A 21,641-nucleotide genomic window follows, 5' to 3' on the forward strand; every position below is an offset into this window, starting at 1 on the left:
AAAAGGTCATGTTACTGTTTATTGTCATTGCCGCTATTATCGTTTTACTCTTATTGATTACGGTCGCTAAATTAAATCCGTTTATCAGTCTGCTGATTACATCCATCCTTGTCGGTTTCGCAACGGGCATGAATCTGCCGGACATTATCGCTTCGATGAAAACCGGGCTCGGCAATACGCTGTCGCTGCTTGCGATCGTGCTGGCCCTCGGTACGATGCTCGGAAAAATGATGGCTGAATCAGGCGGTGCGGAGCGGATCGCCCACACCCTGATCGGCCGCTTCGGCAAAAAGAAAGTGCATTGGGCGATGATGGCCGTCGCTTTTATCGTCGGCATCCCGGTCTTTTTCCAGGTCGGCTTCGTCCTGCTCGTGCCGCTTTTGTTTACGATTGCAATTGAAACCGGGGTTTCATTAGTGACGATCGGGATTCCGCTCCTTGCGGGGCTTTCCGTCGTGCACGGATTGGTTCCGCCCCACCCGGCGGCGATGGCAGCTGTCGGCATTTATCACGCCAATGTCGGAAAAACGATTTTGTTTTCTTTAATCGTCGGCATTCCGACTGCCATCATCGCGGGGCCGCTTTACGGAAAATGGATTGGTAAGCGCATTCACAAACCCGTTCCCGAACTGTTGAAAAAACAATTTATTGAACGGAATGAAAAACGCAAGCTTCCGGGATTCGCAAATACATTGTTTACGATATTGGTACCGGTGATCCTGATGCTTATGGCAACGCTTGCCGAAATTGCGCTTCCGGAAAAAAACACGCTCTATGAAACTTTTAAATTTATCGGCGACCCTGTCACGGCGCTTTTGATCGCCACGGTTTACTCCTTTTTCAGCCTTGGTTTTTATCAGGGCTTTGACAGGGAAAGCATTTTAAAATTCAGCAATGACTGTCTGGGACCGATCGCTTCCATTCTGCTTGTGATCGGAGCCGGCGGCGCTTTTAACAACGTCCTGATTGATTCAGGCGTCGGCACGTATATCGCTGACATGGCGAAGCACTCAAGCTTCTCTCCCGTTCTTTTAAGCTGGACCATCGCGGCGGTCATCCGTGTCGCCACAGGTTCAGCGACTGTCGCCATGATGACGGCGGCCGGCATTGTTGCTCCGATTGCATCTGTCATGCCGGGCGTCAGCAGCGAGCTTCTCGTTTTGGCAACGGGAGCGGGCTCTTTGATTCTGTCACATGTCAATGACTCCGGTTTCTGGCTCATAAAAGAGTATTTCGGAATGACGGTAAAAGAAACGTTCCTGACATGGACGGCGATGGAAACGATTATTTCTGTCAGTGCGATCTGTTTTATCATGATCATTAACGCGTTTATATAAAAACAAACCCCGGCCGCATGAAGTGACCCCTGTCAAGCAGACAGTGTTAAAAAGACACGAAGCAGCCTGAGTCCTGTATTGATATGGGCTCAGGTTGTTTCACTTCTTTTGGAACCGTTGATGGTTGGTAAAAATGAATATATTTACATACTGCTTCTTGAACTGCTTCAGCTGTCTGATAACCCATCCTATCATTTAGGTGAAGATCATAAGTTTTACGTGTTTTCCCCATAAAAAATCCCCTCCATTGCAGACAGATCAGTATGCTTTCTTTTTTCTGTCTGCTATGAGGGGATCATATCACTATACGCTGGGCTCTTCTTTCTTTAACGAAACAAAAGAACAGCTAATATCCCTAGATTAATTATTCCTAAAAGGAAGGAAACGACCGCTATCCCTTTGTTTTTCTGCATAAAATAAAGACCGTTTATAACCAAGATACAGCTGATCAAAGCATCAAATAATCGGAGAGCCATAACGTTAAAATCAACTTCCGACTCAAAAAAGCTAAATATCGATACTGCTATTAAAAAGATTACTGATACTGTGATATAAATCAACCAGTCCCTAGATGCATTGCTCTTTTCAGTTTCTTTTTGAATACTGTTCATGAGTTGTTCAAAACCACCTTATAACAATATTTCCTAAATCTTATAATATGCGCCTAATCATTTTCAATGCATCGTTATAATGATAAAAAAGAGGGGTATTTCTTCCCCCCCTCCTTAATTATCCGCAAATTAATTTTATTGCTTTGCTTTTTGAGTTGTGCTTGATAATAACACAAACTGTTCCGCAACCAATACCAATTGCTAGGTTGATGGCCGCAATTCTTAAGCAAGAAAGAGCACAAGAGCCTCCATTTGCTATATCATATAACCAAGATACAGCCGCTCTGCAGCTCATCATAGTTGATGCTTTTGTTTCTTCCGCAGAATCTTTTGAATCCTTTAAGTAATCTTCTACAGAAACTTCTGTTCCATTATCCAGTTTGACTTTTCCGCCTTCTGTTAAGTTTACATCTTCGACAACTTTACCGGATTGTTTTATTTGTAAATTAAGAAGTTTTTCTGATTCATCAAATGTAATGTAAGTTTCAATGGTATCGAATATTTGTTCAGTTTTCAGATCAACAAAATATTGTGCTGATGTTAATCCAGACTCCATATCATCAACAGGAATTGTTACCACAGCCATGCCTTCTTTTACATTTACAATCTCTTCATTTTGTTCATTTGAAAGTCCAAAGAAGCTGTTTTTTGGTTTTTTCACCAACTTGTTTTGTTTGAATTCCTTTGAGGCATAGACAATTTCTTTTGCTTTTTGTTGATCTTCTAATGGTCCCGATGACTCAGGAACCCCTGATTGGCATGACGTACAATTTGTTTTTGCTTTCCCTAAAACATTTGAATTAGCTTTAACACTAGTATTAAAAGAAAAAATCGTTACTAATGTAAGTGTGAAAGCCATTAACAGTGAAAAAAAGCCTTTCTTACCCATCAAATACCTCCCACTTTTCCATATTTTAGGTGATTACATGAAGATTGTAACTTATTCCCAATTTGAAATCAACAAAAAAACAGATAATTCTATTAAATTTTCAAAAATGTCTCTTTTAAAATAAGCGGACTTTATTTTCACTGTCAAAAAACTGTCTATATGCACTTTCTTTTCGTTCGTAAATACAATCATAGAAAACCCATACATCAGGTGAAATTGCTGAGACATCGGCGTCGGTTTCAAAACAAAAGATCGCAAAAGATAAAATAACACGGATCAAATTGATCATTTCTTACTTTTGTATCACATTTCGTCTGTTTCTTCATTGCCCCATGGTAAGATCTTGTTGATCCATTTAAACAAAAGGATATGAATATGAAAGTATTGGAAGCCAAAAACACTGCTATCAGAGGCAGATAAACGGGCAAAAGAATACAAAGAATTAAGAAGCCAGATGGTCAATCTTAAAAAAGCCTTCAAAGCCGTAGCTGACTTAGATGACAGTGAGTTTTCCGGAAAAGGCGCTGACAACATCAAAGTATTTTATCAAGATCACGCTGATGTGGCTGACAATTGGATTGATCTAATTGATATGAAAATTGCTTTTTTGACAAGCATTTCAGGCGCTTTAGAGGACGCCAGCTTGTCTGACGCATACATAGAAGAATCCTTGCTGGAACACGAGCTGGCTAACGCCTGCACCAAGTCAAAATCCATTATGTCTGAACAGAAGAAAGCGATGAAAGGTATCCTGCTTGATATCAATGATATTCTTCCGCTTGAATTGTTCTCGACAGAAGACTTCAAAGACGAACTTGCAGATGCAGAGGACAAACGTAAAAAAACAGTCGATAAATTAGGAAGCGTGGACGAAGCACTTGTTACTTCAATGTTCATTTCTCTGGCGATTGTCTGATAACCCATCCCATCATTTAGGTGAAGATCAACAACTTTTTTCTTAAAGTGAATATCATAAGTTTTACGTATTTTCCCCATAAAAAACCCCCTCCATTGCAGACAGATCAGTATGCTTTCTTTTTTCTGTCTGCTATGAGGGGATCATATCAGAAAACCGGGGTTTGTTTTTTTATCGGTCATTCACAAGGATATAAGCGGCTTTAACGGGTCCGTGGACGCCGACAACCAAATCCATTTCGATATCGGCCGAGTTGCTCGGTCCAGTAATATAGTTGATGCAGGAAGGAACGGTGACGCCGTCTCTGATCTGCTGTTTCAGTATATCGCTGGCCTGTGTCATTCTCGGCACAATGGAAGATTTCGGGATGATTGCGATATAGGTGGTCGGAAGCAGGCTGACGGAACGGCCGGCATGCTCTGACGCATACAAAACGACGGTGGCTGATTCCGCAAGCGTGATCTCGCTGAATGTGATGCCCACATTCGCTTGTTCCGCTTTTTCAATATTTTTCGCTCCTTGTTCCGCGTCCCATTCCCAAACGGGAATCCCTTCGTCCGGCCACTCTTCTGTCATAAGGGTCTGCAAGCCGTACGTTTCAAACCGGCTGTCCTTCGGAATGATGACAGGCCCTCCTTTAAAGCGGTTCACCTGCGTGCGCAAAGCGTCGTAAAGCCCGGCTGCATCCGTTTCGATCAGTTCGGTATGAATGTTGACGCAGTGGTCTTTCAGCATCGTGACAAGATCGTCTTCCGTACAGTCAGCATGCGTTTGATATTGTGGCTGATACTTCCATTCAGGCAGGGACACGCCTGATTTCCTGCGCTCTCTGCCCAGACTTTCGGCGATCCGGTTTAAAAAGGATTCCTGATGTGTAACCGTCCCTTTCATCATCATTCTTCCCCCTTTTGTTTTTCCCGGTCTTTAAACCAATCTCTGAATCTCGATTTATGCGGCGCCGGGAAATCCCGTATTGCCGTCCATTCTTTTAACGGCCCCGGCCCTTTTGATATTTTGTCATCTTCCGTAAACGGCGTCATGGCGGCAGGCGCCCATTTCGATCCCATTTTATAAAGGGACGGGGATGACGAGCCGAGCCCGAAGGCTTTCATCGCCAGTTTTTCGCTGATCGGCGCTTTGCCCTCTTTTTCCACGATGTTCTGCCGATGCTTGAGCAGCAGCTCGTGCAGCGGAATTTTAACGGGACACGCTTCCGTACAGGCCGCGCATAAGGAAGATGCGTACGGGAGCTCCTTGTATTCGTCATATCCGCCGAGAAGAGGTGATAAGACGGCGCCGATCGGACCCGAATAGATGGACCCGTACGAGTGTCCGCCGACATGCCGGTACACGGGACAGACGTTGATGCAGGCGGCGCAGCGGATACATTGCAGCACCGATTGAAATTCCGTGCCGAGTATGCGGGAACGCCCGTTGTCCACAACCACGAGGTGGAATTCCTCAGGCCCGTCAGCTTCTCCTTGCTGACGAGGTCCCGTCAGCGCCGTAATGTAACTTGTAAGCCGCTGGCCGACGGCGCTTCTCGTCAGCATGCTGACAAGTACTTCAAACTCAGAAAATGAAGGAACGATCCGTTCCATTCCCATCACGGTGATCTGCGTCTTCGGCAGCGCGGACACAAGGCGGCCGTTTCCTTCGTTCGTCACGAGACTGACCGATCCGGTATCCGCGATTGCAAAGTTGCAGCCTGTAATGCCGACATCCGCTTCGAGAAATTTTTTCCGGAGAACGCTGCGCGCGTGCATGACGAGCTCTTCCGGTTTTTCCGTCTGTTTATATTCGAGTCTCTCTTTAAACACGTCACGGATCTGCTCTTTGTTTTTGTGAAGAGCGGGAGCAACGATATGTGACGGCGGATCGTGGTCGTCAATCTGGAGAATGTATTCGCCGAGATCCGTTTCTGTGACTTCACAGCCCTCTTCCTCAAGCACTTCGTTCATATTGATTTCTTCTGTCACCATGGATTTGGATTTTACGATTTTTTTGGCGTTTTTCTGCCGGATGACATCGCGGATATAGGAAGACGCTTCTTCCGCCGTTTCGGCGAAAAAGACATGTCCGCCTCTGTTGGCGACGTTTTCGGCGAGCTGTTCCAAATAGAAATCAAGATTGTCCAGCACATGCTGTCTGATTTCTTCCGCATGGGAACGCCAATCCTCCCAGTTTCCCAATTCTTCGGCCGCCTGAAGCCTTCTTGTCCTGAGCCGTTCCTGCGCTCCGGAGACGGCTCCTCTCATAAACTCATTATCTATTCCTTCTGATACCCGCTCTTTAAAAGCGGCGGTACCGATTTTCATCGCCATGATTTTCCCCCCTTGTTGATTCTCGTCTTATCTGCTGTTCAGCACTTCGGCGATGTGCATGACTCTGACGTTTTTATCCTTACGGTCAAGACGCCCTCCGATATTCATCAGACATCCGCAATCCGCCCCGATCAGCACCTCGGCCTCCGTGTCTTCCACGCAGGCGACCTTCTCATCCACCATTTGTTCAGAGATTTGCGCCATTTTCACAGAAAATGTTCCTCCGAATCCGCAGCATTGGTGCTTTCCGGGAAGCGCGGTCAGCTCGAGCCCCTTGACATGGCGCAAAAGCTTCATCGGCTCCTCCGACACGCCGAGCAGCCTCGTCATGTGGCACGATGTATGGACTGTCGCTTTTTTTTGCAGCACCGCCCCGACATCCTCCACCCCGAGAACGTTGACGATAAAATCTGTTAACTCATATGTTTTGTCCGCAAGCTGCTGCGCTTTTGCCGCCCACTTCGGATCGTCCTGAAACAGATGCGGATATTCACGGAACATCGTCGTACAGGAACCTGACGGACTGACGACGTACTCCGCTTCTTCAAACGCGGTAATCATCCGCTTCATCGCTTTTTTCGCATCCGTCACATACCCGCTGTTGTATGCGGGCTGCCCGCAGCAAATCTGCCCCTCGGGAAAATCCACCTCACACCCGAGCCGTTCCAGCACCTCAACCGTCGCCTTTCCGACATTGGTCTGGAACATATCCACAAGGCACGTGACAAATAATGAGACTTTCATGATGAACCCCTCTTTCATCCTCAATATGTGATCCGGTCATCTGATGACCTGTTTTTAGGAAAAGCTCTATGAATATCCTACACTATTCTGAATATGGATTGGAAGGTTTTTCTGAAAAATCCTTTCGTCCGATGCGCTGAAGGGGACAAAAAAAAGAGAAGCCCGAAAGCTCCTCGAGCTGCTCTACATCCCGTTTTCCAGCAGACGTCCCAGTTTTTGCACACCCTCTTTTATCGCGGCTTTACCGGCATAACTGAACGACAGGCGAAGATATTCGGCACCGTCTTCCTGATGCAGAAAAAAATATTTACCGGGTACATAGGAAACGCCGTGAGAAAGAGCCCTCGCCAGCATTGCGGATGTATCCGCTCCCGGCGCTTTCACCCATACAAAGTAACCGCCTTCAGGCACGTGCCAGGATGCGGATTTCGGAAGATATCTCTCTGATGCGGCGAGCAAAACGTCACGTTTGGTTTGATATGCTTCCCGCAAGACGGCGAGCCGTTTTTCAACATTCGTTTGTTCCAGATAGACGGCGGTCACCGCTTGGGAAAACGGGTGGCCTAAGTCTTTTTTTAACCATGACAATGCCGTGATGAATGCGGCGTCCCCTGCAATCCAGCCGATCCTCATACCCGGGGCGATGACTTTTGATAATGAACCGGCGTACAGCACCCGGCCGTTTTGATCCATGGCTTTTAAGGGCGGCGGAATATCGGTGAATCCGAGCTCGCCGTATGCATCATCCTCCAAGATGAGAAAATCATATGTTTCGGCAAGCTGAAGCAGGCGTGTTCTCCGCTTCGCTGACATTACGGTTCCCGCAGGATTCTGAAAAGCGGGTATCGTGTAGAGAAGACGGGGAAGCAGAAGCCCTTTTCGTTTTCTTTCCTCAAGCATGAACGCTAATGTTTCTGTTTGCAGGCCCTCTTGATCTGTCGGAATGCTCATGATATGCGGTGTATAATTTTTAAAAATCTCGAGCGCTTCCATGTAGACCGGCGCTTCAACGGCAGCGGCGGTTTGTTCATCGAGGAAAACCCGTGCAGCCAGATCTATCGCCTGACAGGCGCCTGACGTCACGAGCAGCTCATTATCCCGGCAGTGAATACCGCGGATGGCTGCCCGTTCTTGAATCTGCTTTTTTAAAACGGACGTCCTCGGGCTTCCCATATAATGCAGCGGCAGATCACGCTCCTCATCCAGAAGGCGGGCGGCGGCTTCTTTCAGCTCCTTATCAGGAACGAGTGCGGGATCGGGATAGCCGGAATGCAGGGGGATGCACGCTTTCGGAACTGCCGGCATCCATTCCCCGGGAGGATCGTTTGTCAGAGCTTTCTTTACATGGTCAGAAAAAAAAGATTCGGCCTGCATGTGATGTTATCCCCTTTCACAAGTCAGCTTCTATACATTTTCTTCAAAATAAGCCCCCAGCACTTCTTCCACATTCGTCAGGTGCGCGGTCATCGCGGCTTCCGCTTCATCCGCGTCTCCGGCGGCGACGGCGCTGTAAATGCGTTCGTGCTCTTCATACAATCGCTGCACGCTCGTTCGTTTAGAAAACAGCCAAATTTTTCTCGTTTCTCTCATCGTTTCCAAAAGAAGCGCGGAGACATGATTCATGAGATGCTTGAGCAGGCCGTTTTGTGATGCTTCCGCCAGCGCCATGTGAAAGGAGAAATCCGCTTTTTCGCCCAATTCTTCGTCTCCGTCAATGTCTTTCATCTCCAGGAGAGCCTGGCGGATTTTTTGCAAATCGTCTTCGGTGCGTTTTTCAGCGGCCATGGCGGCGACGCCGAGTTCAAGCAGCTTTCTGACTTCGAGCAGCTGTTTGACATCCTCTTTTTTCATCAAGAGGGCGGAAGAAAGCGGCTGGGAAACATGAGACGGCTCAAATTCTCTTATGTATGTGCCTTCTCCCTGCTTCATGTCGACGAGCCCCATCGCTTTCAAAGCCGACAGCGCTTCTCTGACCGCCGAGCGGCTGACCTGAAAACTCTCAGAAAGCGCCTGAACGGAATCAAGCTTTTCACCCGGCTTAAGCTCGCCCGCTTTTATCTTCTCCAGCAATGCGTCAGCGACTTCCTCGTAGATTTTTTTCGTTTTAATTTGTTTATATTTCAACGCGATCACCCCGTCACTTGTGAATCTTGATGTTTATCGTCTATTATACTTCTTTTTTTGTGTTGCCGACAGGTTCAGACAATTTGTTCAAGAAAAGTATTGTATTTTCAAAACTTTCAAAATATAATGCTAATTAACCCGGTCATCAGATGACCTTATCACAAAAAGTAATCGCTTACATGACATAAGGAGGGGTTTTTTAGGGATGCAATGGACACAGGAGTACGCTCCTTTAGGGGGAAATTTGCTTTTATCGGCAGCTTGCGCGCTCGTGCCGATTATCTTCTTTTTTTGGGCGCTTGCGGTGAAACGGATGAAGGGGTACATCGCGGGGCTTTTAACGTTAGCCGTTTCACTTTTAATCGCTGTATTTGTTTACGGCATGCCGGCGGAAAAAGCGGTGATGTCCGCTTCTCAGGGAGCGGTGTACGGCCTGCTTCCGATCGGCTGGATTATCGTCACATCGGTCTTTCTGTATAAAATCACCGTGAAAACGGGACAGTTTGAGATTATCCGGAGTTCGGTGCTGTCAATTACAGATGACCGGCGTTTGCAGGCGCTGCTCATCGCCTTTTCATTCGGGGCGTTTTTAGAAGGCGCCGCCGGTTTCGGCGCTCCCGTCGCGATCTCGGCCGCTTTGCTCGTCGGACTTGGTTTTCAGCCGCTGTATGCGGCGGGAATTTGCCTGATTGCCAATACGGCGCCCGTTGCCTTCGGCGCGATCGGCATTCCGATTACCGCTGTCGAAGGTCCGACCGGGATACCGGCAATGGAAATTTCTCAAATGGTCGGCCGGCAGCTTCCGTTTTTATCCGTCTTTATTCCGCTGTACTTAATCATTTTGATGAGCGGGTTTAAAAAGGCTTTTGAGATATGGCCGGCCATTCTTGTTTCCGGCGTCTCCTTTGCGGCCGTGCAGTACGCAAGCTCGAATTTTTTAGGGCCTGAGCTTCCGGATGTGCTGTCGGCGCTAGTTTCCATGGCCGCGCTCGCTGTGTTTTTGAAATTTTGGAAACCGAAAACGGCCTTTCGTTTCGCGGCAGAACGGGAATCAGCAGCGGCCGCTGACCGGGCGCCGATCAAGTACGGGGGCGCCGCGGTGTTTAAAGCGTGGTCTCCTTTCCTTCTTCTGACGGCCATGATATCCGTCTGGGGGATTCCGGGCGTGAAGGCTGCATTAACCGGTCATTACGAAGGAACGTCAATGTGGCTTTCCTGGCTGAATGCAGCCGGGCGTGCATTGACCTTCACGCCTCCCGTCCCATTTGTAAATCAGCAGATTCTTCAGGCGGACGGCACGCCGATTGAAGCCGTATACAAACTTGAGCTTTTCGGTTCAGCGGGGACGGCGATTCTGATTGCCGCCGTCATCTCCAAGTTCGCCCTCGGCATGTCGTGGAAGACATGGGGCGAAGCGTTTATAGAAACGGTGAAAGAGTTAACGCTTCCGGTCGTGACCATCGTTTCTGTTGTCGGCTTTGCTTATGTGACGAATGCTTCCGGCATGAGCACGACACTCGGTCTTGCGCTTGCCATGACGGGCGCGATGTTTACCTTTTTTTCGCCGGTGCTCGGCTGGCTCGGCGTATTTATTACCGGCTCTGATACGTCGGCCAACCTATTGTTCGGCGGATTGCAAAAAGTGACGGCGCTCTCTGTCGGAATGGACCCGGTTCTCTCCGTCGCCGCCAATTCATCAGGCGGTGTCACCGGAAAAATGATTTCTCCGCAGTCCATTGCGGTTGCCTGTGCCGCTGTCGGTCTGGCGGGCAAGGAAGCCGACCTTTTCCGCTTTACGATTAAGCACAGTCTGTTTTTGCTTCTGCTCGTCTGTCTCATTACATTTTTACAGCATCATCTGTTTTCATGGATGATCCCGTAACACGGAGAACCTCCCCGGGGTTTGGCTCGGGGAGGTTTCAGCTGTACCGTTTTCTCGCCGATGACGGCGGAATATTTAATTGGTCACGGTACTTGGCGACGGTGCGCCTTGAGATTCGGATGTCATATTGTTCATGCAGCAGATCGGCAAGCTTTTGGTCTGAAAAAGGTTTCTTTTTATCTTCTTTACCGACCAATGCCTCCAGATGCGCTTTCACGGCATAATTGGAAGCGCCGCCGTCCCCCGACGATTCAGCTTTCGCCGAGAAAAATGTTTTCATTTCATACAGTCCGTACGGCGTCTGAACGTACTTCCCTTTGATGGCCCGGCTGATCGTTGATTCGTGGAGCTCCAGCGTTTCCGCCACCTCTCTTAAGGTCAGCGGCTGCATTCCGCTTTTTCCTGTGAGAAAAAAGGATTCCTGCCGTTCAGTCAGGACGCCGATAATTCTCGTGATCGTTTGTTTTCTTTGCGACAAAGCCCGGTTCAGCCAGCGCCATTCCTGATATTTTGCCGACAGATAATTTTTTGTGTCACGGCACCCGGCAGCTGACAGGAGCGGCTGATAATGGGTATGAAGCTGGATGTCAGGAAACGAACGGCTGTTGAGCCGCGCTTGAATGATGCCGTTTTTCACTGTGATGAAAATATCCGGTTCCACGTAAAAACCCGGCTCCTCATGCGCATAACGGAGCCCCGGCCTCGGATCAAGCGCGCTGATTATGTCAGCGATGTCCTGAATGTCTTTAAGCGGAATGCCCGTTTTTAGTGTAAGCGCTTTCCAGTTCTTTCTTGCAAATAGCTCAAAATAGGCTTCGGCAATCCATTCCGCCTGTTCGTTCCGCTCGGGAAGACGGCGGAGCTGAAGAAGGATGCATTCCTGCAAAGACCGGGCGCCGATTCCCGCGGGCTCAAGGGATTGAAGCTTTTTCAGAACCGCTTCCGTCTCCTCTTGTGAAGCGGATACATGGTCGGCGGCGGCTGGTATGTCCTCTTTTAAATATCCGTTTGAATCCAATGAATGTATCAGATAATTGAAAATCTTTTTCTCATCATCGGACAGCTTCATATCTAAGGCTTGCTGTTTGAGCGAATCCTGCAGCGTTTTGCGGGTAAGTCTGATCTGCTGGCTTCCGTCCCGTTCTTTCATCCTGTTTTTATTTGTTTTATGGTAAGATAGTGGCGGCGTGTCTGTTTCCTTTCGTTCAATCAGAGGGTTTTCCAGTGAGAGCTCATCAATATATCCGGCCAGTTCCGCGGAATTGTATCCGAGTAATGTGATAGCCTGTTTAAGCTCTTGCGTTAATTGAGGCTTTAACATTTGTGTTTGCTGAAGTTTGATATCCATCATGCTCACTCCCCTTTTTTCATTGTACATGATTGGTTTCATACCGTATATACTTATTAAAAGGAGTTGCTTTATAGATGTCAGAACTTTTTTCTGTTCCTTATTTTATTGAAAACTTTACACAGCACATTGAAATGAATCCGAATGAAGACCGAATTCATGCGATGAACAGCTATTACCGTTCCGTCGTTTCAACCCTTGTTCAGGATCAGCTGACGAAAAACTCGGTTGTGCTCAAAAGAATTCAGCATTTGGATGAGGCGTACAACAAAGTAAAACGCGGTGAAACAAAATAAACCTTCCGCTCATTCAAAGCGGAAGGTTTTCCTTCGTGCCGGCGGTTTCCCCGATCAGACGGACGTCCGGCGCTTCGTGCATCCAGGTGTGATAATAGTTGGCGTTTTTCCCGTATGAATTATCAATGACGGTATTCGGTTTCCCGAGAAGCGAGGACAGGATGTGCCCGTGAAGCCTTGACGTTTCCACCGATTCGTACCTGCTGAAAAACAGAACCGCTTTTTTCGTCAAGAAATCGGAATAGCGTTTCCAAAACCGCGCAATCGGCAGCGGGTTTCCCGCTTTTTTATTCAAAACATTCAGTGTTTGGAAAAAAGCGATTCCCCTGCGGTCGCTTGCTGACAACACATCCTGCCAGTCGCAGCTTTTAACGGAAGGATTGTTTTGCAGCTTCGGATTGATTTCCCCATCCGTGCGGATAAAATGAAGCCTGCCGCGTGACGGAGCCGCTGACGCCGCGATCGGATACAGCTGATGGGCCATATCAGGCATAAGCCCAATATGATTCGCCGAAAAAAAGCGTTTCGCGGTCTCGTATGACACATGATCCCTCGTAAACAGGTGGAGATCCTTGTGCCCCGCAAAAAGCGCCGCTGTCTTTTGCAGCCGTGTCTCATCCTGATAATAAATGGATTGCGGCAGGATGACGATCCTGTTTTCCGGAAAGGATTTGACGATTTTTTCCCTGAACGTCTGATAGTACGGATAGAGATCCCCGAAATTTCCGCCACCCTGACAGACGATGATTGTCTTTTTGTCCGCCCGGCGCCCGAATTGAAAATTGTCGGGATTCCAGCGCTGTTTCACGCGGATGCCGTGCGCTTTAAAAAACGCCTCCGTCCCTTTCATAATCAATAAATCCCCTACATTTCCGTAGAGGGGATAGTCGGCATATATGATGTCAGATTGCGGCGGTATAACGCTGAGCAGACCCGTAAGCGTTTCTTTTAATCGGCTCATAACATGGCGGCTGTCCATGTTTTCTCCCCTTTCGTTTCAAACAGTTGCGCAAGTGCGTCAATGACACGCTGCTGCTCCTCAGAAGACAGGTCAGACCCGGACGGCAGACAGATGCCCCGGCTGAAAAGGTTCTCAGAGACCCGTTCATGTTCGCTGTGAGGATAAAAGACGGAAGATGAGAAAAGCGGCTGCGTATGCAGCGGTTTCCACAGCGGCCGGGCCTCAATGTTCTGTTCCGCAAGACAGGCGACGGCTTCTTCCGGCGTCACGCCGTTATCAAGCGTCAGAGCCGTCAGCCAGCGGTTTGAAACCGTTCCTTCAAGCTCCGGCATCATGCGGATGCCCGGATACGTTTCCAGCGCTTCCCGATACCTGTGAAAAATTTCTCTCCTCGCCCGGACGCGATCTTCAAGCACTTCCAGCTGCGATATCCCCACGCCCGCGAGAATGTTGCTGAGCCTGTAGTTATACCCGAGCTCGCTGTGCTGGTAATGAACGGCGGCATCTCTCGCCTGTGACGCAAGAAACTTCGCCTTTTCAATCGCGGCTTCATCGTCAGACACGAGCATGCCGCCTCCCGATGTTGTAATGATTTTGTTGCCGTTAAAGGAATAAATGCCGAAACGGCCGAACGTGCCGCTCTGCCTGCCTTTATATGTTGATCCTAAGGACTCGGCAGCGTCTTCAATCAGACAGACGCCGTATGCGTCACAAAGGCTCATTAATTCATCCATTTTCGCGCTTTGGCCGTAAAGATTGACGGCGATCACCGCTTTCGGGAGTCTGCCGCGCCGCTTTGCATCCTGCAGCGCCCGCTCAAGCGCATCGGGCGACATATTCCACGTCTCCCATTCCGAATCAATAAAAACGGGCTCAGCCTGCTCATACACAATCGGATTCGCCGTGGCGACAAACGTAAAGGAAGGACAAAATACAGCGTCTCCTTTTTTCACACCCGCAAGCCGCAGGGCAAGATGGATGGCGGCCGTTCCCGAGCTTACGGCCGCCGCGCTTTTCACTCCCGCATATTCCGCGAGCCGCGCTTCAAACGAATTGACGAGCGGACCGAGCGGGGCAATCCAATTGGAACGAAAAGCTTCTGCAATGTATTCCTGTTCTTTTCCGCTCATATGAGGCGGAGACAAATAAATCCGTTTGTTTGTTTGCATGAAATCATCCTTTTTCATTATGGATAGAGGAGATGACGCTAGCCGGAACGCCGACCGCCGTCACATGGCCGGGAATTCGGCTGATAACCGCAGCCCCCGCGCCGATAACGGACCAAGAGCCGATGTCAATCTGCGGTATGACGGACGCGCCGATTCCGATGTGCGTTCCTTCCCCGACTTTCACTCCGCCGGCAAGCGCCGCGCGCGGTGAAAGATGGACGTAATCTCCGATTGCATTGTCATGATCGGCAACCGCGCCCGTATTGATGATGCAATGGGCGCCGATGTCAGCGCCCGCCTGAATGACGGCGCCCGCCATCACAACCGTTCCGTGTCCGACGGAAGCCGTTTCACTGACGATCGCCCCGGGGTGAATGAGTGCGGCATAATCATCATCTTCAAGCCCAAGCGTTTCAGCGAACTGCTTTCTGACGCCGTTGCGGCCGATGCATATCGTGAACACGGCCTCTGGGACGAGTTTCCGAAGCATGTGCACGTCTTTCGTCCGGCCCGTATATAAACCGTTCCGAACGGCAAAACCGCTGAATCCGTCGTCCAGTATGCCCGCAAGCTCCATATCGAAACGAGCCTGCACGATTTCCTTCACGACTTTTCCGTGTCCGCCGTTTCCGATCAGCACGACCTTTTTCACGATGACATATCTCCGCTGCCTGTGAAGCGCTTTGCCGTCACATGGCCGGCTTGGTGTATGCCTTCTGACACGAGAACTTTTTTCACTGTTAAAAGCAGAATCTTTAAGTCGAGAAGAAATGTGCGATTGTCGACGTACCACACGTCGAGCTTGAATTTTTCCTCCCATGAAATCGCGTTTCTCCCGTTAATCTGCGCCCAGCCCGTAATCCCCGGCTTCACCTCGTGGCGCCGCGCCTGCTCCGCCGTGTAAAGCGGAAGATAATCCATCAGCAGAGGGCGGGGGCCGACAAGACTGATATCGCCTTTGAGCACATTAAAAAGCTGGGGAAGCTCATCGATGCTCAGTTTTCTGATCAGCCTTCCCGTTTTGGTCAGACGGAGATGATCCGGAAGCAGCACACCGTTTTCATCACGCGCATCCGTCATCGTTCTGAGTTTATACAACGTAAACGGACGCCCTTTATGCCCCGGTCTCGTCTGTTTGAACAATACCGGAGACCCGATGGCGCATCTGACGGCGGCCATGGCGAAGAGAAGGATGACGCTCGCGCCGCACAATAACAACGTCGCGGCCGCTATATCAAGTACACGTTTCGCCTTCAAATCTGAACAGCTCCTTTCACTTTTCGGCATTTCTGTAAAGCAAGCCGCCTTTCTTCTTTCGTACAAATGAAGAAAAAAGCGAATACGGCATAGCCTATGCATACGGCAAGCCCCGCGGCGATCAGGCCGGCCCAGCTGTCAAGCGGTGAAAACAGCCGGATACCCCGGCAGACAGCCCAGGCAAATACGGCCGCCGCCAACGGGCCGAACATGCCTTTGTAAAACGCGGTTTTCTGAAAGCCCGTAATATGCGAAACATACAGCGGCGTGAAGACGGCATTTTTCAAAATGAGGGAGACAGCCCCGGCAATGGTGATGCCGTACAGCCCGAGATGTGCCGGTCCGCTGAGAACCACGGCCAATATGACATTCAGTCCGCCTAAACATAAAGTAACGACGGCGGGCGTTTTTTGTTTATTAAAAGCCGTCCATACGTAAAAAAGCGGCATGACAGAGAGACTGACCGCCAAATACGCGGCGTGAATATATAAAAGCGGCGCCGTCTGCACAAACGACGGGCCCAGCCAAATCGCCAGAAACGGTTCGGCAAGCCCTCCTAATAATGCGGCGGGAAGCGCGAGCAGAAGTCCGTTCATCCGCACAGCCTTATTGGCGTAAGACAGGAGGCCTTCCATATCGCCTTTTGAATAGTAGGAAGTCAAAACCGGCGCAAACAGTGAAGCAAGCGTCCCGGCAAGACTTCTGAGCAGGAGCGGGAATTGAATAATCGCCGCATAGACACCCGCTTCAGACGGCCCCAGCACAAGGTTGGCCGTCATGAGGTCAATCTGCAGAAACAGCAGCACGCCGATCTGGTTGACAGAGCTCCAGGCACCGGCCGAAAACAGCACTTTGCTCGTTTGTAATGACAAGGTTTTACGGCTGAAAGAAAACCACGGAATCAATTTCTTAAAGAAGAAAAAAGTCAGCACGGCCGCACAGACAGCTCCCGCTAATGCCGAAAGCTGGATCTGCCATATTTTCGGCGGCAGGCACGTAAACAGAGCGAGCACACACAGCACCCTGACCAGCATTTGCACGGCCTGAATGGAACTTGTGATATAAAGCTTGTTGGCAAAAAACGGCCCCGTCGCGAATCCCGCCATAAAAAATGTCAGCATAAACAGCACGCTGCCGATTACGATGGACAGCCTTACATCCGTTAAGAGCCCGGCCGGCACATTCATAATCTTGTCAATAAAAAAAGCCGTCCCGGCGAGCGGCACAGCGAGTAATAGAGATATCACGACAGATGCGGCTAAATAATTGCTTACATACGCATTGGCCTCGTCCCTGTTCCCCCTGTGGGCGGCGACGGAGAAAAACCTCACAACGACAGAGCTCAGCGCAACGGTAATAATAGAGAAATAGTTAATGATATTCTGTGTCAGATGGACAAACCCAAAAGCCTCCACACCTAATGTTTTCACAATAAAGGGCGTCATCCACACTGATAAAAACACCGATAGTAAAAACGCCGTCACATTGGCGCCGAAATTAATGGCAAATTTCATGCTCCTTCCGCACTGCCTTTCTCTTTCGATTTCCGTTCGAAAAACGCATGCAGAAGAAGAGGAAGGCGCATTTTGCACAGGCCGAGCACCACGCGCTCCCCCGCCAGCAGCTGTTTATGGCGGCACGGCGTCCTGCGCACCGCCGTTTTTACCATGTCATACGTTAAGATTCTGCCGATGTGCGCCGTAATCTGATGTGACGGCTGCGGCGCGGCGCATGCGTTGGCGATCAGCATCGGAATCTGATGCTTGCACAAATATGTATCGATATCGCTCCGGCAGGCGTCCGTCAGCCCGTTCACCTCATAAAAAGCCATTTTCGCTTTATATTGCTTTTGCAGTTCTTGATCTAAGTGGGGCTTAAACGGTGTTTCTGTGAGACTTTGCGGATTTTCCCGGTAGATATACAGCCCTTCATCTATCACTTTGACACGCGCGGCTTGGCGGAACGCTGCCAAGTTAAACGGAGAGTCCTCGGCAAACCGGATATCTTCATGGAACAACAGTCCTTGCAATGATTCCCGCCGGTATATATAGCGCCACACATACCAAATAAACCGATGTTCGTGCGCGCGGGTCAGCAATGCAGTCATTTCATCCGCTGTGAAGACGCGGCCCGGCGGAATGGACGGCGGCATATACGTTCGTTTCTTAGACGGCGTTTCCTTATAATAACCGCAGCCGGCGATATCCAGCCGGTTCTTCTCCGCTTCTTCATAAAGCCGCTCGAACATCGTTTCCGTCACATAGTCATCGCCGTCCGCAAAACCGATATAACGGCCGCGGGCGGCTTTTATTCCGGCATTGCGGGCCGAGCTGAGGCCGCCGTTTTTTTTATGAATCACCCGGATTCTCGCATCTTCTGCGGCGAATTGTTCAGCAATCCGGCCTGACTGATCCGGTGAGCCGTCATTGACGAAAATGATTTCGATGTCTCTCAGCGTCTGTTTTGTTAAAGAAACCGCGCATTCTTTAATAAAAGGCTCTGTCTTATACATCGGCACGATCACGCTCACAAGCGGCACGGTCATTGGGCATCACCGCTGATTTTCGAGCGCAGCCCGGCAAAATAAACACTTCGCAAAGAACCGCCTTCCTCATGCTTGCCGCGGAGCAGCCGGTTTACGGCGGCCGTTACAGCTTCAGGGTCTGGACGTTCAAGCAATGTCATGTTCGGTATGTTTTTCAGCCATTGATAGCCTTCCATCACTTTATGATCAAACGAACGAATGACGACACAAGGCGTTTTCGTCAGCGCACAAAAAATCATCCCGTGAAGCCTGTCAGTGACGACGGCTTCCGCGCCTTTCAGCGTATTCCAAAGCGCCTCCAGCTCCTTTTCACGTGTATGGCGGCTGACCCTCCGGCCGACCGTCGTGGTAAAGGAATGCAGCTCGCCGTACTCTTTTGCCAAAGCTTCTTTTACCATCGTTCTGTCCGCAGCCGTCAGCGCACTCTCCTTATCCTCCCGTAAACAGAGGTAGATCCCTTCCCGCGGGATGTGCCGCTCGCTTTTATCCAAATATAAGACCATGTCAGGCTGTTTGAGCACTGTTTTTCCGGGAAAATAACGCTTCATCCATTGATACGTCGTCTCATCTCTCGCCATTAACAAAAGGTCGGGATGCGCATTGTACACTTTTCGGGCGCGCTTCAGCTCCTTCCGTCCCTTTTTTGATTCAGAAAAGTGAGCCGTCGCCGGAAGCTGAACGATCCGATATTCCCGGAATGTTTTGATAATAAAGCGGCGCGTCCATTCCTCATACCGGTACAAATCCCCCATGTTCCCGCCGCCGATGATGAATACCATATCATCGGGGTGGCGCTTTTTGATCAGCGCTTTTGCCGATCTGTATATATCCTTCATATCCACTTCGACAATGTCAAAATCGGGATATTCCCGTTCAAGAAACGTTTTGCTTGCGTAGGCGATGGCGTGATCGCCGAGATTATCGTGGGACGGGAGCAGCGTCAGAATGATCTTTTTTCTTGCCGCTGTAAGCCCCGCCCCATCCGCTGCCGTTCCGAAATGAAATTGGGACGGGTATTTGACCTTAAGCAACAGCCATTCCGCGAGATTGATTTTTAAAGATTGTATCGACATGTCTTCACCCTCTGATTTTCATTTTGTACTCGATTGCCCGCTGATACGCGGCTGATGCCAGCGACACGAACGGAATCAGCTTCAGCTTCGCCAAAAGCAGAAGGCATGAGCGTTTGGCGTCAAACGGCGCCGTTCCCGTTTTGGAAAGGCTCAGGCGAAATATGGGATCAGCGCATATCCGGCTGATATTCTTCCACTTCTCAGAAAACCGGCCGCTATTATTCCGCTTCCATTCATTCAGCAGGCAGACTGTTCCGTGCTGAACGATGAAAAAATCCAGCTCCTGCCGGTATTCCTGTAAGCAGTCGTTTTCACGCAAAAAAGCCTCGTTCAGCCGATAGAGAACGAGACCTGAGTCAAACAGCTTTTTCTGATAGCTTTGCACAATGGAAGTCAAGTGAATCCGATAATGATAGAGCGGCTGATCCACGTACGAGACCGCTCCTGCGAAAACATGCGCCCGGAGGCTGAAGTACTGATCCTCCACGTGCTCCAGCTCATCACGAAGCGGAAAGCGCAGCTGATGATGCTCGATCATGGTTCTTTTGTACAGCTTGTTCCATGAAAAACCGCTGACTCTTCCTTCAAATAAATCTCTCAGGTACCGTTGTTTCGGGCGGCCCTCGTACGCTGAAGCGATCGTTGAAACGGCGGTTTTCCCCGTATCCGCGAATTCGGCCGCATATTCGCAAATCACGAGATCAGCCTGATCAGCCTTCGCTTTTTTATACATGCGCAGGCAATAATCAGGTTCAACCCAGTCGTCCGCATCAATAAAAGCGATAAATTCGCCGCGCGCCGCCTCAATGCCCTTGTTGCGGACCGCGCCGAGCCCCCGGTTTTGCTGATGAATGACCCTGATTCTCTCATCCCGCTTCTGATAGGTTTCAAGAATGGCCGGGCTTTGATCCGTTGACCCGTCATTAACGGCCACGATTTCGATATTGGCGAGCGACTGATTGAGCAATGAATCTAAGCATCTTTCTAAATAAGTTTCCGTATTATACACAGCAATTAATAAACTGACCGCGGGTGTTTCCATATAAACCTCCAGTGTCCATTACCGGGAAAAAATCGTTCTGTACGGAAGCACAGACGAATCGACCGGCATAAGCAAGTAACTGTAAAGAAAATAACAGACAATAATGGCGATATAAATCAGCGCATTTGATTTTTCATCAAAAACCCTCACAAAATAAGGGATCAGGATCATTTGGTACAGGCCGAAATATATATTAAACCGGGCAAAAATAACATCCTTTGTCGCCAAAAGACCGAAGAGCAGGCCGAGCAGACAGAAATTCACGATGACATCAATGTCAGGCCAGAGCTTCCGCAGCCGCTCCCGATAGCAGAAAGCCAAAAACAGCGGCAGAAGCAGCACCGCGATTTTTACGACGTTCATCCCATTCGTATTGGTCATCAGCCATTTCTCATAATGGCCGTACGAGCTGTTTTCCAGCACAACGACAAACAGCGAAATGAACTTCTGATACAGGAACGTCATAAGAAGAAACAATGCCGACAGTCCGAAAATCGCGGGCGACCAGGCCCTTTTTCTGACGAGAAAATAAACCGGAATCATAATCAGCGCTGAGGAATGAAAAAGCGAACACAGCAGCACGATTGACATATAACGCTTCCAGCTTCCGCTGATCACGTAGCGGACGGCCCAAAACAAAACGGCCGCCACCATATACTGCCTGATCCCGTTAAAGGAAGCGTAATAGTGATACGTGCCCAAAAACAAAAACACACTCAGCTCAAACGGACGGCCAAACTCAACGAGCCCCTTTAAAATAAAGCTGCACGTCACGACCGCCACGGTGAAATACATGATTTGCGGATCTTTCGTGATAAAATTCATGAGCCAGATGAGAGCCGTAAACCCCGGATCAACGGCTGCTTTTTTCGCTCCGAACCCGAAGATCTCCCAAATGCTGCCGTAATTTCCCGCCAGCTTGTACATCAGCGCGTACGTCTGAAAATCCGTCCCGACTCTGTAGCGCAAGCCGGAGACCAATACGAGCGATAGCAGCGGAACGATCATGACGAGCTGATTCGGCCGGTATCCGGTCGAAAGCGATTGATCACGCCCGCCGCACATTTTGGCGAACCATGACCAAATATACACAATTCCCATATTGACTACGTATACAATCATT

20 protein-coding genes and 1 pseudogene are annotated in these 21,641 nt (G+C 49.4%); 4 read left to right on the forward strand and 17 right to left on the reverse strand.

Annotated features, from left to right (window positions below):
* Positions 1–8 precede the first annotated feature (8 nt).
* Positions 9–1,337: a GntP family permease gene (locus HWY38_RS02060; RefSeq protein WP_042635503.1), complete on the forward strand. Its 1,329-nt coding sequence runs from the start codon at positions 9–11 to the stop codon at positions 1,335–1,337.
* 326 nt (positions 1,338–1,663) lie between these two features.
* Here HWY38_RS02060 and HWY38_RS02065 read toward each other — a convergent pair whose 3' ends face one another.
* Positions 1,664–1,948 (reverse strand): hypothetical protein, encoded by a 285-nt coding sequence (locus HWY38_RS02065; RefSeq protein ID WP_045208953.1) that lies wholly within the window; start codon positions 1,946–1,948, stop codon positions 1,664–1,666.
* Between the two features lie 118 nt (positions 1,949–2,066).
* Positions 2,067–2,837: a putative immunity/bacteriocin fusion bifunctional protein gene (locus HWY38_RS02070; RefSeq protein ID WP_045208954.1), complete on the reverse strand. Its 771-nt coding sequence runs from the start codon at positions 2,835–2,837 to the stop codon at positions 2,067–2,069.
* 400 nt (positions 2,838–3,237) lie between these two features.
* Here HWY38_RS02070 and HWY38_RS02075 point away from each other — a divergent pair.
* Positions 3,238–3,723, forward strand: a pseudogene (locus HWY38_RS02075) (T7SS effector LXG polymorphic toxin); the annotation flags it as partial.
* A 201-nt stretch (positions 3,724–3,924) separates the two neighbouring features.
* Here the strand turns inward: HWY38_RS02075 and HWY38_RS02080 are convergent.
* The 5 genes from HWY38_RS02080 to HWY38_RS02100 form a co-directional block, all read right to left on the reverse strand.
* Positions 3,925–4,647, reverse strand: coding sequence for a lactate utilization protein C (locus tag HWY38_RS02080; protein WP_224181163.1), 723 nt, complete (start codon positions 4,645–4,647; stop codon positions 3,925–3,927).
* Positions 4,647–6,077: a LutB/LldF family L-lactate oxidation iron-sulfur protein gene (locus tag HWY38_RS02085; RefSeq protein WP_007407375.1), complete on the reverse strand. Its 1,431-nt coding sequence runs from the start codon at positions 6,075–6,077 to the stop codon at positions 4,647–4,649. Before HWY38_RS02085 ends, HWY38_RS02080 begins: the two co-directional genes overlap by 1 nt.
* Before the next feature lie 27 nt (positions 6,078–6,104).
* A complete protein-coding gene (locus HWY38_RS02090; protein ID WP_224181164.1) occupies positions 6,105–6,821 on the reverse strand; it encodes a (Fe-S)-binding protein in 717 nt (238 codons plus the stop codon).
* 183 nt (positions 6,822–7,004) lie between these two features.
* A complete protein-coding gene (locus tag HWY38_RS02095) occupies positions 7,005–8,195 on the reverse strand; it encodes a PLP-dependent aminotransferase family protein (protein ID WP_224181165.1) in 1,191 nt (396 codons plus the stop codon).
* Positions 8,196–8,225: 30 nt separating this feature from the next.
* A complete protein-coding gene (locus tag HWY38_RS02100; RefSeq protein ID WP_017418877.1) occupies positions 8,226–8,945 on the reverse strand; it encodes a FadR/GntR family transcriptional regulator in 720 nt (239 codons plus the stop codon).
* Between the two features lie 205 nt (positions 8,946–9,150).
* Here HWY38_RS02100 and lutP point away from each other — a divergent pair, with 205 nt between their 5' ends.
* Positions 9,151–10,827 carry an L-lactate permease LutP gene (gene lutP / locus HWY38_RS02105; protein ID WP_044801865.1) on the forward strand — a complete coding sequence of 559 codons (1,677 nt, stop codon included), beginning with the start codon at positions 9,151–9,153 and terminating at the stop codon, positions 10,825–10,827.
* 37 nt (positions 10,828–10,864) lie between these two features.
* Here the strand turns inward: lutP and rpoN are convergent, their stop codons facing one another.
* The gene (gene rpoN / locus HWY38_RS02110) at positions 10,865–12,175 is read right to left on the reverse strand and encodes an RNA polymerase factor sigma-54 (protein WP_223198297.1); all 1,311 of its coding nucleotides are present in this window, start codon (positions 12,173–12,175) and stop codon (positions 10,865–10,867) included.
* A gap of 77 nt (positions 12,176–12,252) precedes the next feature.
* On the opposite strand from rpoN, the gene yvfG reads away from it, so the two are divergent.
* On the forward strand, positions 12,253–12,471 hold the full coding sequence (gene yvfG, locus HWY38_RS02115) for a protein YvfG (protein WP_003151570.1): 219 nt from the start codon (positions 12,253–12,255) through the stop codon (positions 12,469–12,471).
* A 13-nt stretch (positions 12,472–12,484) separates the two neighbouring features.
* Here yvfG and HWY38_RS02120 read toward each other — a convergent pair whose 3' ends face one another.
* The 9 genes from HWY38_RS02120 to HWY38_RS02160 are packed head-to-tail and all read right to left on the reverse strand — an operon-like array spanning position 12,485 to position 21,640.
* Positions 12,485–13,450 (reverse strand): polysaccharide pyruvyl transferase family protein, encoded by a 966-nt coding sequence (locus tag HWY38_RS02120; protein WP_224181166.1) that lies wholly within the window; start codon positions 13,448–13,450, stop codon positions 12,485–12,487.
* Positions 13,429–14,601 (reverse strand): aminotransferase class I/II-fold pyridoxal phosphate-dependent enzyme, encoded by a 1,173-nt coding sequence (locus HWY38_RS02125; protein ID WP_224181167.1) that lies wholly within the window; start codon positions 14,599–14,601, stop codon positions 13,429–13,431. The genes HWY38_RS02120 and HWY38_RS02125 overlap by 22 nt, the downstream gene beginning before the upstream one ends.
* A 4-nt stretch (positions 14,602–14,605) precedes the next feature.
* Positions 14,606–15,253 (reverse strand): acetyltransferase, encoded by a 648-nt coding sequence (locus tag HWY38_RS02130; protein ID WP_224181168.1) that lies wholly within the window; start codon positions 15,251–15,253, stop codon positions 14,606–14,608.
* Complete coding sequence (locus HWY38_RS02135; protein ID WP_224181169.1) at positions 15,250–15,858, reverse strand: sugar transferase; 609 nt, start codon at positions 15,856–15,858, stop codon at positions 15,250–15,252. The genes HWY38_RS02130 and HWY38_RS02135 overlap by 4 nt, the downstream gene beginning before the upstream one ends.
* Positions 15,855–17,372, reverse strand: coding sequence for an MATE family efflux transporter (locus tag HWY38_RS02140; RefSeq protein ID WP_224181170.1), 1,518 nt, complete (start codon positions 17,370–17,372; stop codon positions 15,855–15,857). Before HWY38_RS02140 ends, HWY38_RS02135 begins: the two co-directional genes overlap by 4 nt.
* Entirely contained in the window at positions 17,369–18,403 is a 1,035-nt protein-coding gene (locus HWY38_RS02145; protein ID WP_224181171.1) for a glycosyltransferase, read from the reverse strand. Before HWY38_RS02145 ends, HWY38_RS02140 begins: the two co-directional genes overlap by 4 nt.
* A complete protein-coding gene (locus HWY38_RS02150) occupies positions 18,400–19,476 on the reverse strand; it encodes a polysaccharide pyruvyl transferase family protein (RefSeq protein WP_224181172.1) in 1,077 nt (358 codons plus the stop codon). The genes HWY38_RS02145 and HWY38_RS02150 overlap by 4 nt, the downstream gene beginning before the upstream one ends.
* 4 nt (positions 19,477–19,480) lie before the next feature.
* A complete protein-coding gene (locus HWY38_RS02155; protein ID WP_224181173.1) occupies positions 19,481–20,518 on the reverse strand; it encodes a glycosyltransferase family 2 protein in 1,038 nt (345 codons plus the stop codon).
* A gap of 18 nt (positions 20,519–20,536) precedes the next feature.
* Positions 20,537–21,640: an EpsG family protein gene (locus HWY38_RS02160; protein ID WP_038459948.1), complete on the reverse strand. Its 1,104-nt coding sequence runs from the start codon at positions 21,638–21,640 to the stop codon at positions 20,537–20,539.
* Position 21,641: the final 1 nt, after the last annotated feature.

Origin of the sequence: Bacillus sp. KS1 (genome assembly GCF_020075515.1) — a bacterium.
GTDB classification, from domain to species: Bacteria; Bacillota; Bacilli; order Bacillales; family Bacillaceae; genus Bacillus; species Bacillus velezensis.

What these genes read in the sequence shown, in the direction of transcription:
- HWY38_RS02150 (WP_224181172.1), bottom strand. Translation starts at nt 19,476, where the DNA reads ATGTCGATACAATCTTTAAAAATCAATCTCGCGGAATGGCTGTTGCTT.
- HWY38_RS02085 (WP_007407375.1), bottom strand. Translation starts at nt 6,077, where the DNA reads ATGGCGATGAAAATCGGTACCGCCGCTTTTAAAGAGCGGGTATCAGAA.
- HWY38_RS02145 (WP_224181171.1), bottom strand. Translation starts at nt 18,403, where the DNA reads ATGACCGTGCCGCTTGTGAGCGTGATCGTGCCGATGTATAAGACAGAG.
- HWY38_RS02080 (WP_224181163.1), bottom strand. Translation starts at nt 4,647, where the DNA reads ATGATGAAAGGGACGGTTACACATCAGGAATCCTTTTTAAACCGGATC.
- HWY38_RS02060 (WP_042635503.1), top strand. Translation starts at nt 9, where the DNA reads ATGTTACTGTTTATTGTCATTGCCGCTATTATCGTTTTACTCTTATTG.
- yvfG (WP_003151570.1), top strand. Translation starts at nt 12,253, where the DNA reads ATGTCAGAACTTTTTTCTGTTCCTTATTTTATTGAAAACTTTACACAG.
- HWY38_RS02155 (WP_224181173.1), bottom strand. Translation starts at nt 20,518, where the DNA reads ATGGAAACACCCGCGGTCAGTTTATTAATTGCTGTGTATAATACGGAA.
- HWY38_RS02090 (WP_224181164.1), bottom strand. Translation starts at nt 6,821, where the DNA reads ATGAAAGTCTCATTATTTGTCACGTGCCTTGTGGATATGTTCCAGACC.
- HWY38_RS02125 (WP_224181167.1), bottom strand. Translation starts at nt 14,601, where the DNA reads ATGCAAACAAACAAACGGATTTATTTGTCTCCGCCTCATATGAGCGGA.
- HWY38_RS02070 (WP_045208954.1), bottom strand. Translation starts at nt 2,837, where the DNA reads ATGGGTAAGAAAGGCTTTTTTTCACTGTTAATGGCTTTCACACTTACA.
- HWY38_RS02065 (WP_045208953.1), bottom strand. Translation starts at nt 1,948, where the DNA reads ATGAACAGTATTCAAAAAGAAACTGAAAAGAGCAATGCATCTAGGGAC.
- HWY38_RS02120 (WP_224181166.1), bottom strand. Translation starts at nt 13,450, where the DNA reads ATGGACAGCCGCCATGTTATGAGCCGATTAAAAGAAACGCTTACGGGT.
- rpoN (WP_223198297.1), bottom strand. Translation starts at nt 12,175, where the DNA reads ATGGATATCAAACTTCAGCAAACACAAATGTTAAAGCCTCAATTAACG.
- HWY38_RS02095 (WP_224181165.1), bottom strand. Translation starts at nt 8,195, where the DNA reads ATGCAGGCCGAATCTTTTTTTTCTGACCATGTAAAGAAAGCTCTGACA.
- HWY38_RS02160 (WP_038459948.1), bottom strand. Translation starts at nt 21,640, where the DNA reads ATGATTGTATACGTAGTCAATATGGGAATTGTGTATATTTGGTCATGG.
- lutP (WP_044801865.1), top strand. Translation starts at nt 9,151, where the DNA reads ATGCAATGGACACAGGAGTACGCTCCTTTAGGGGGAAATTTGCTTTTA.
- HWY38_RS02140 (WP_224181170.1), bottom strand. Translation starts at nt 17,372, where the DNA reads ATGAAATTTGCCATTAATTTCGGCGCCAATGTGACGGCGTTTTTACTA.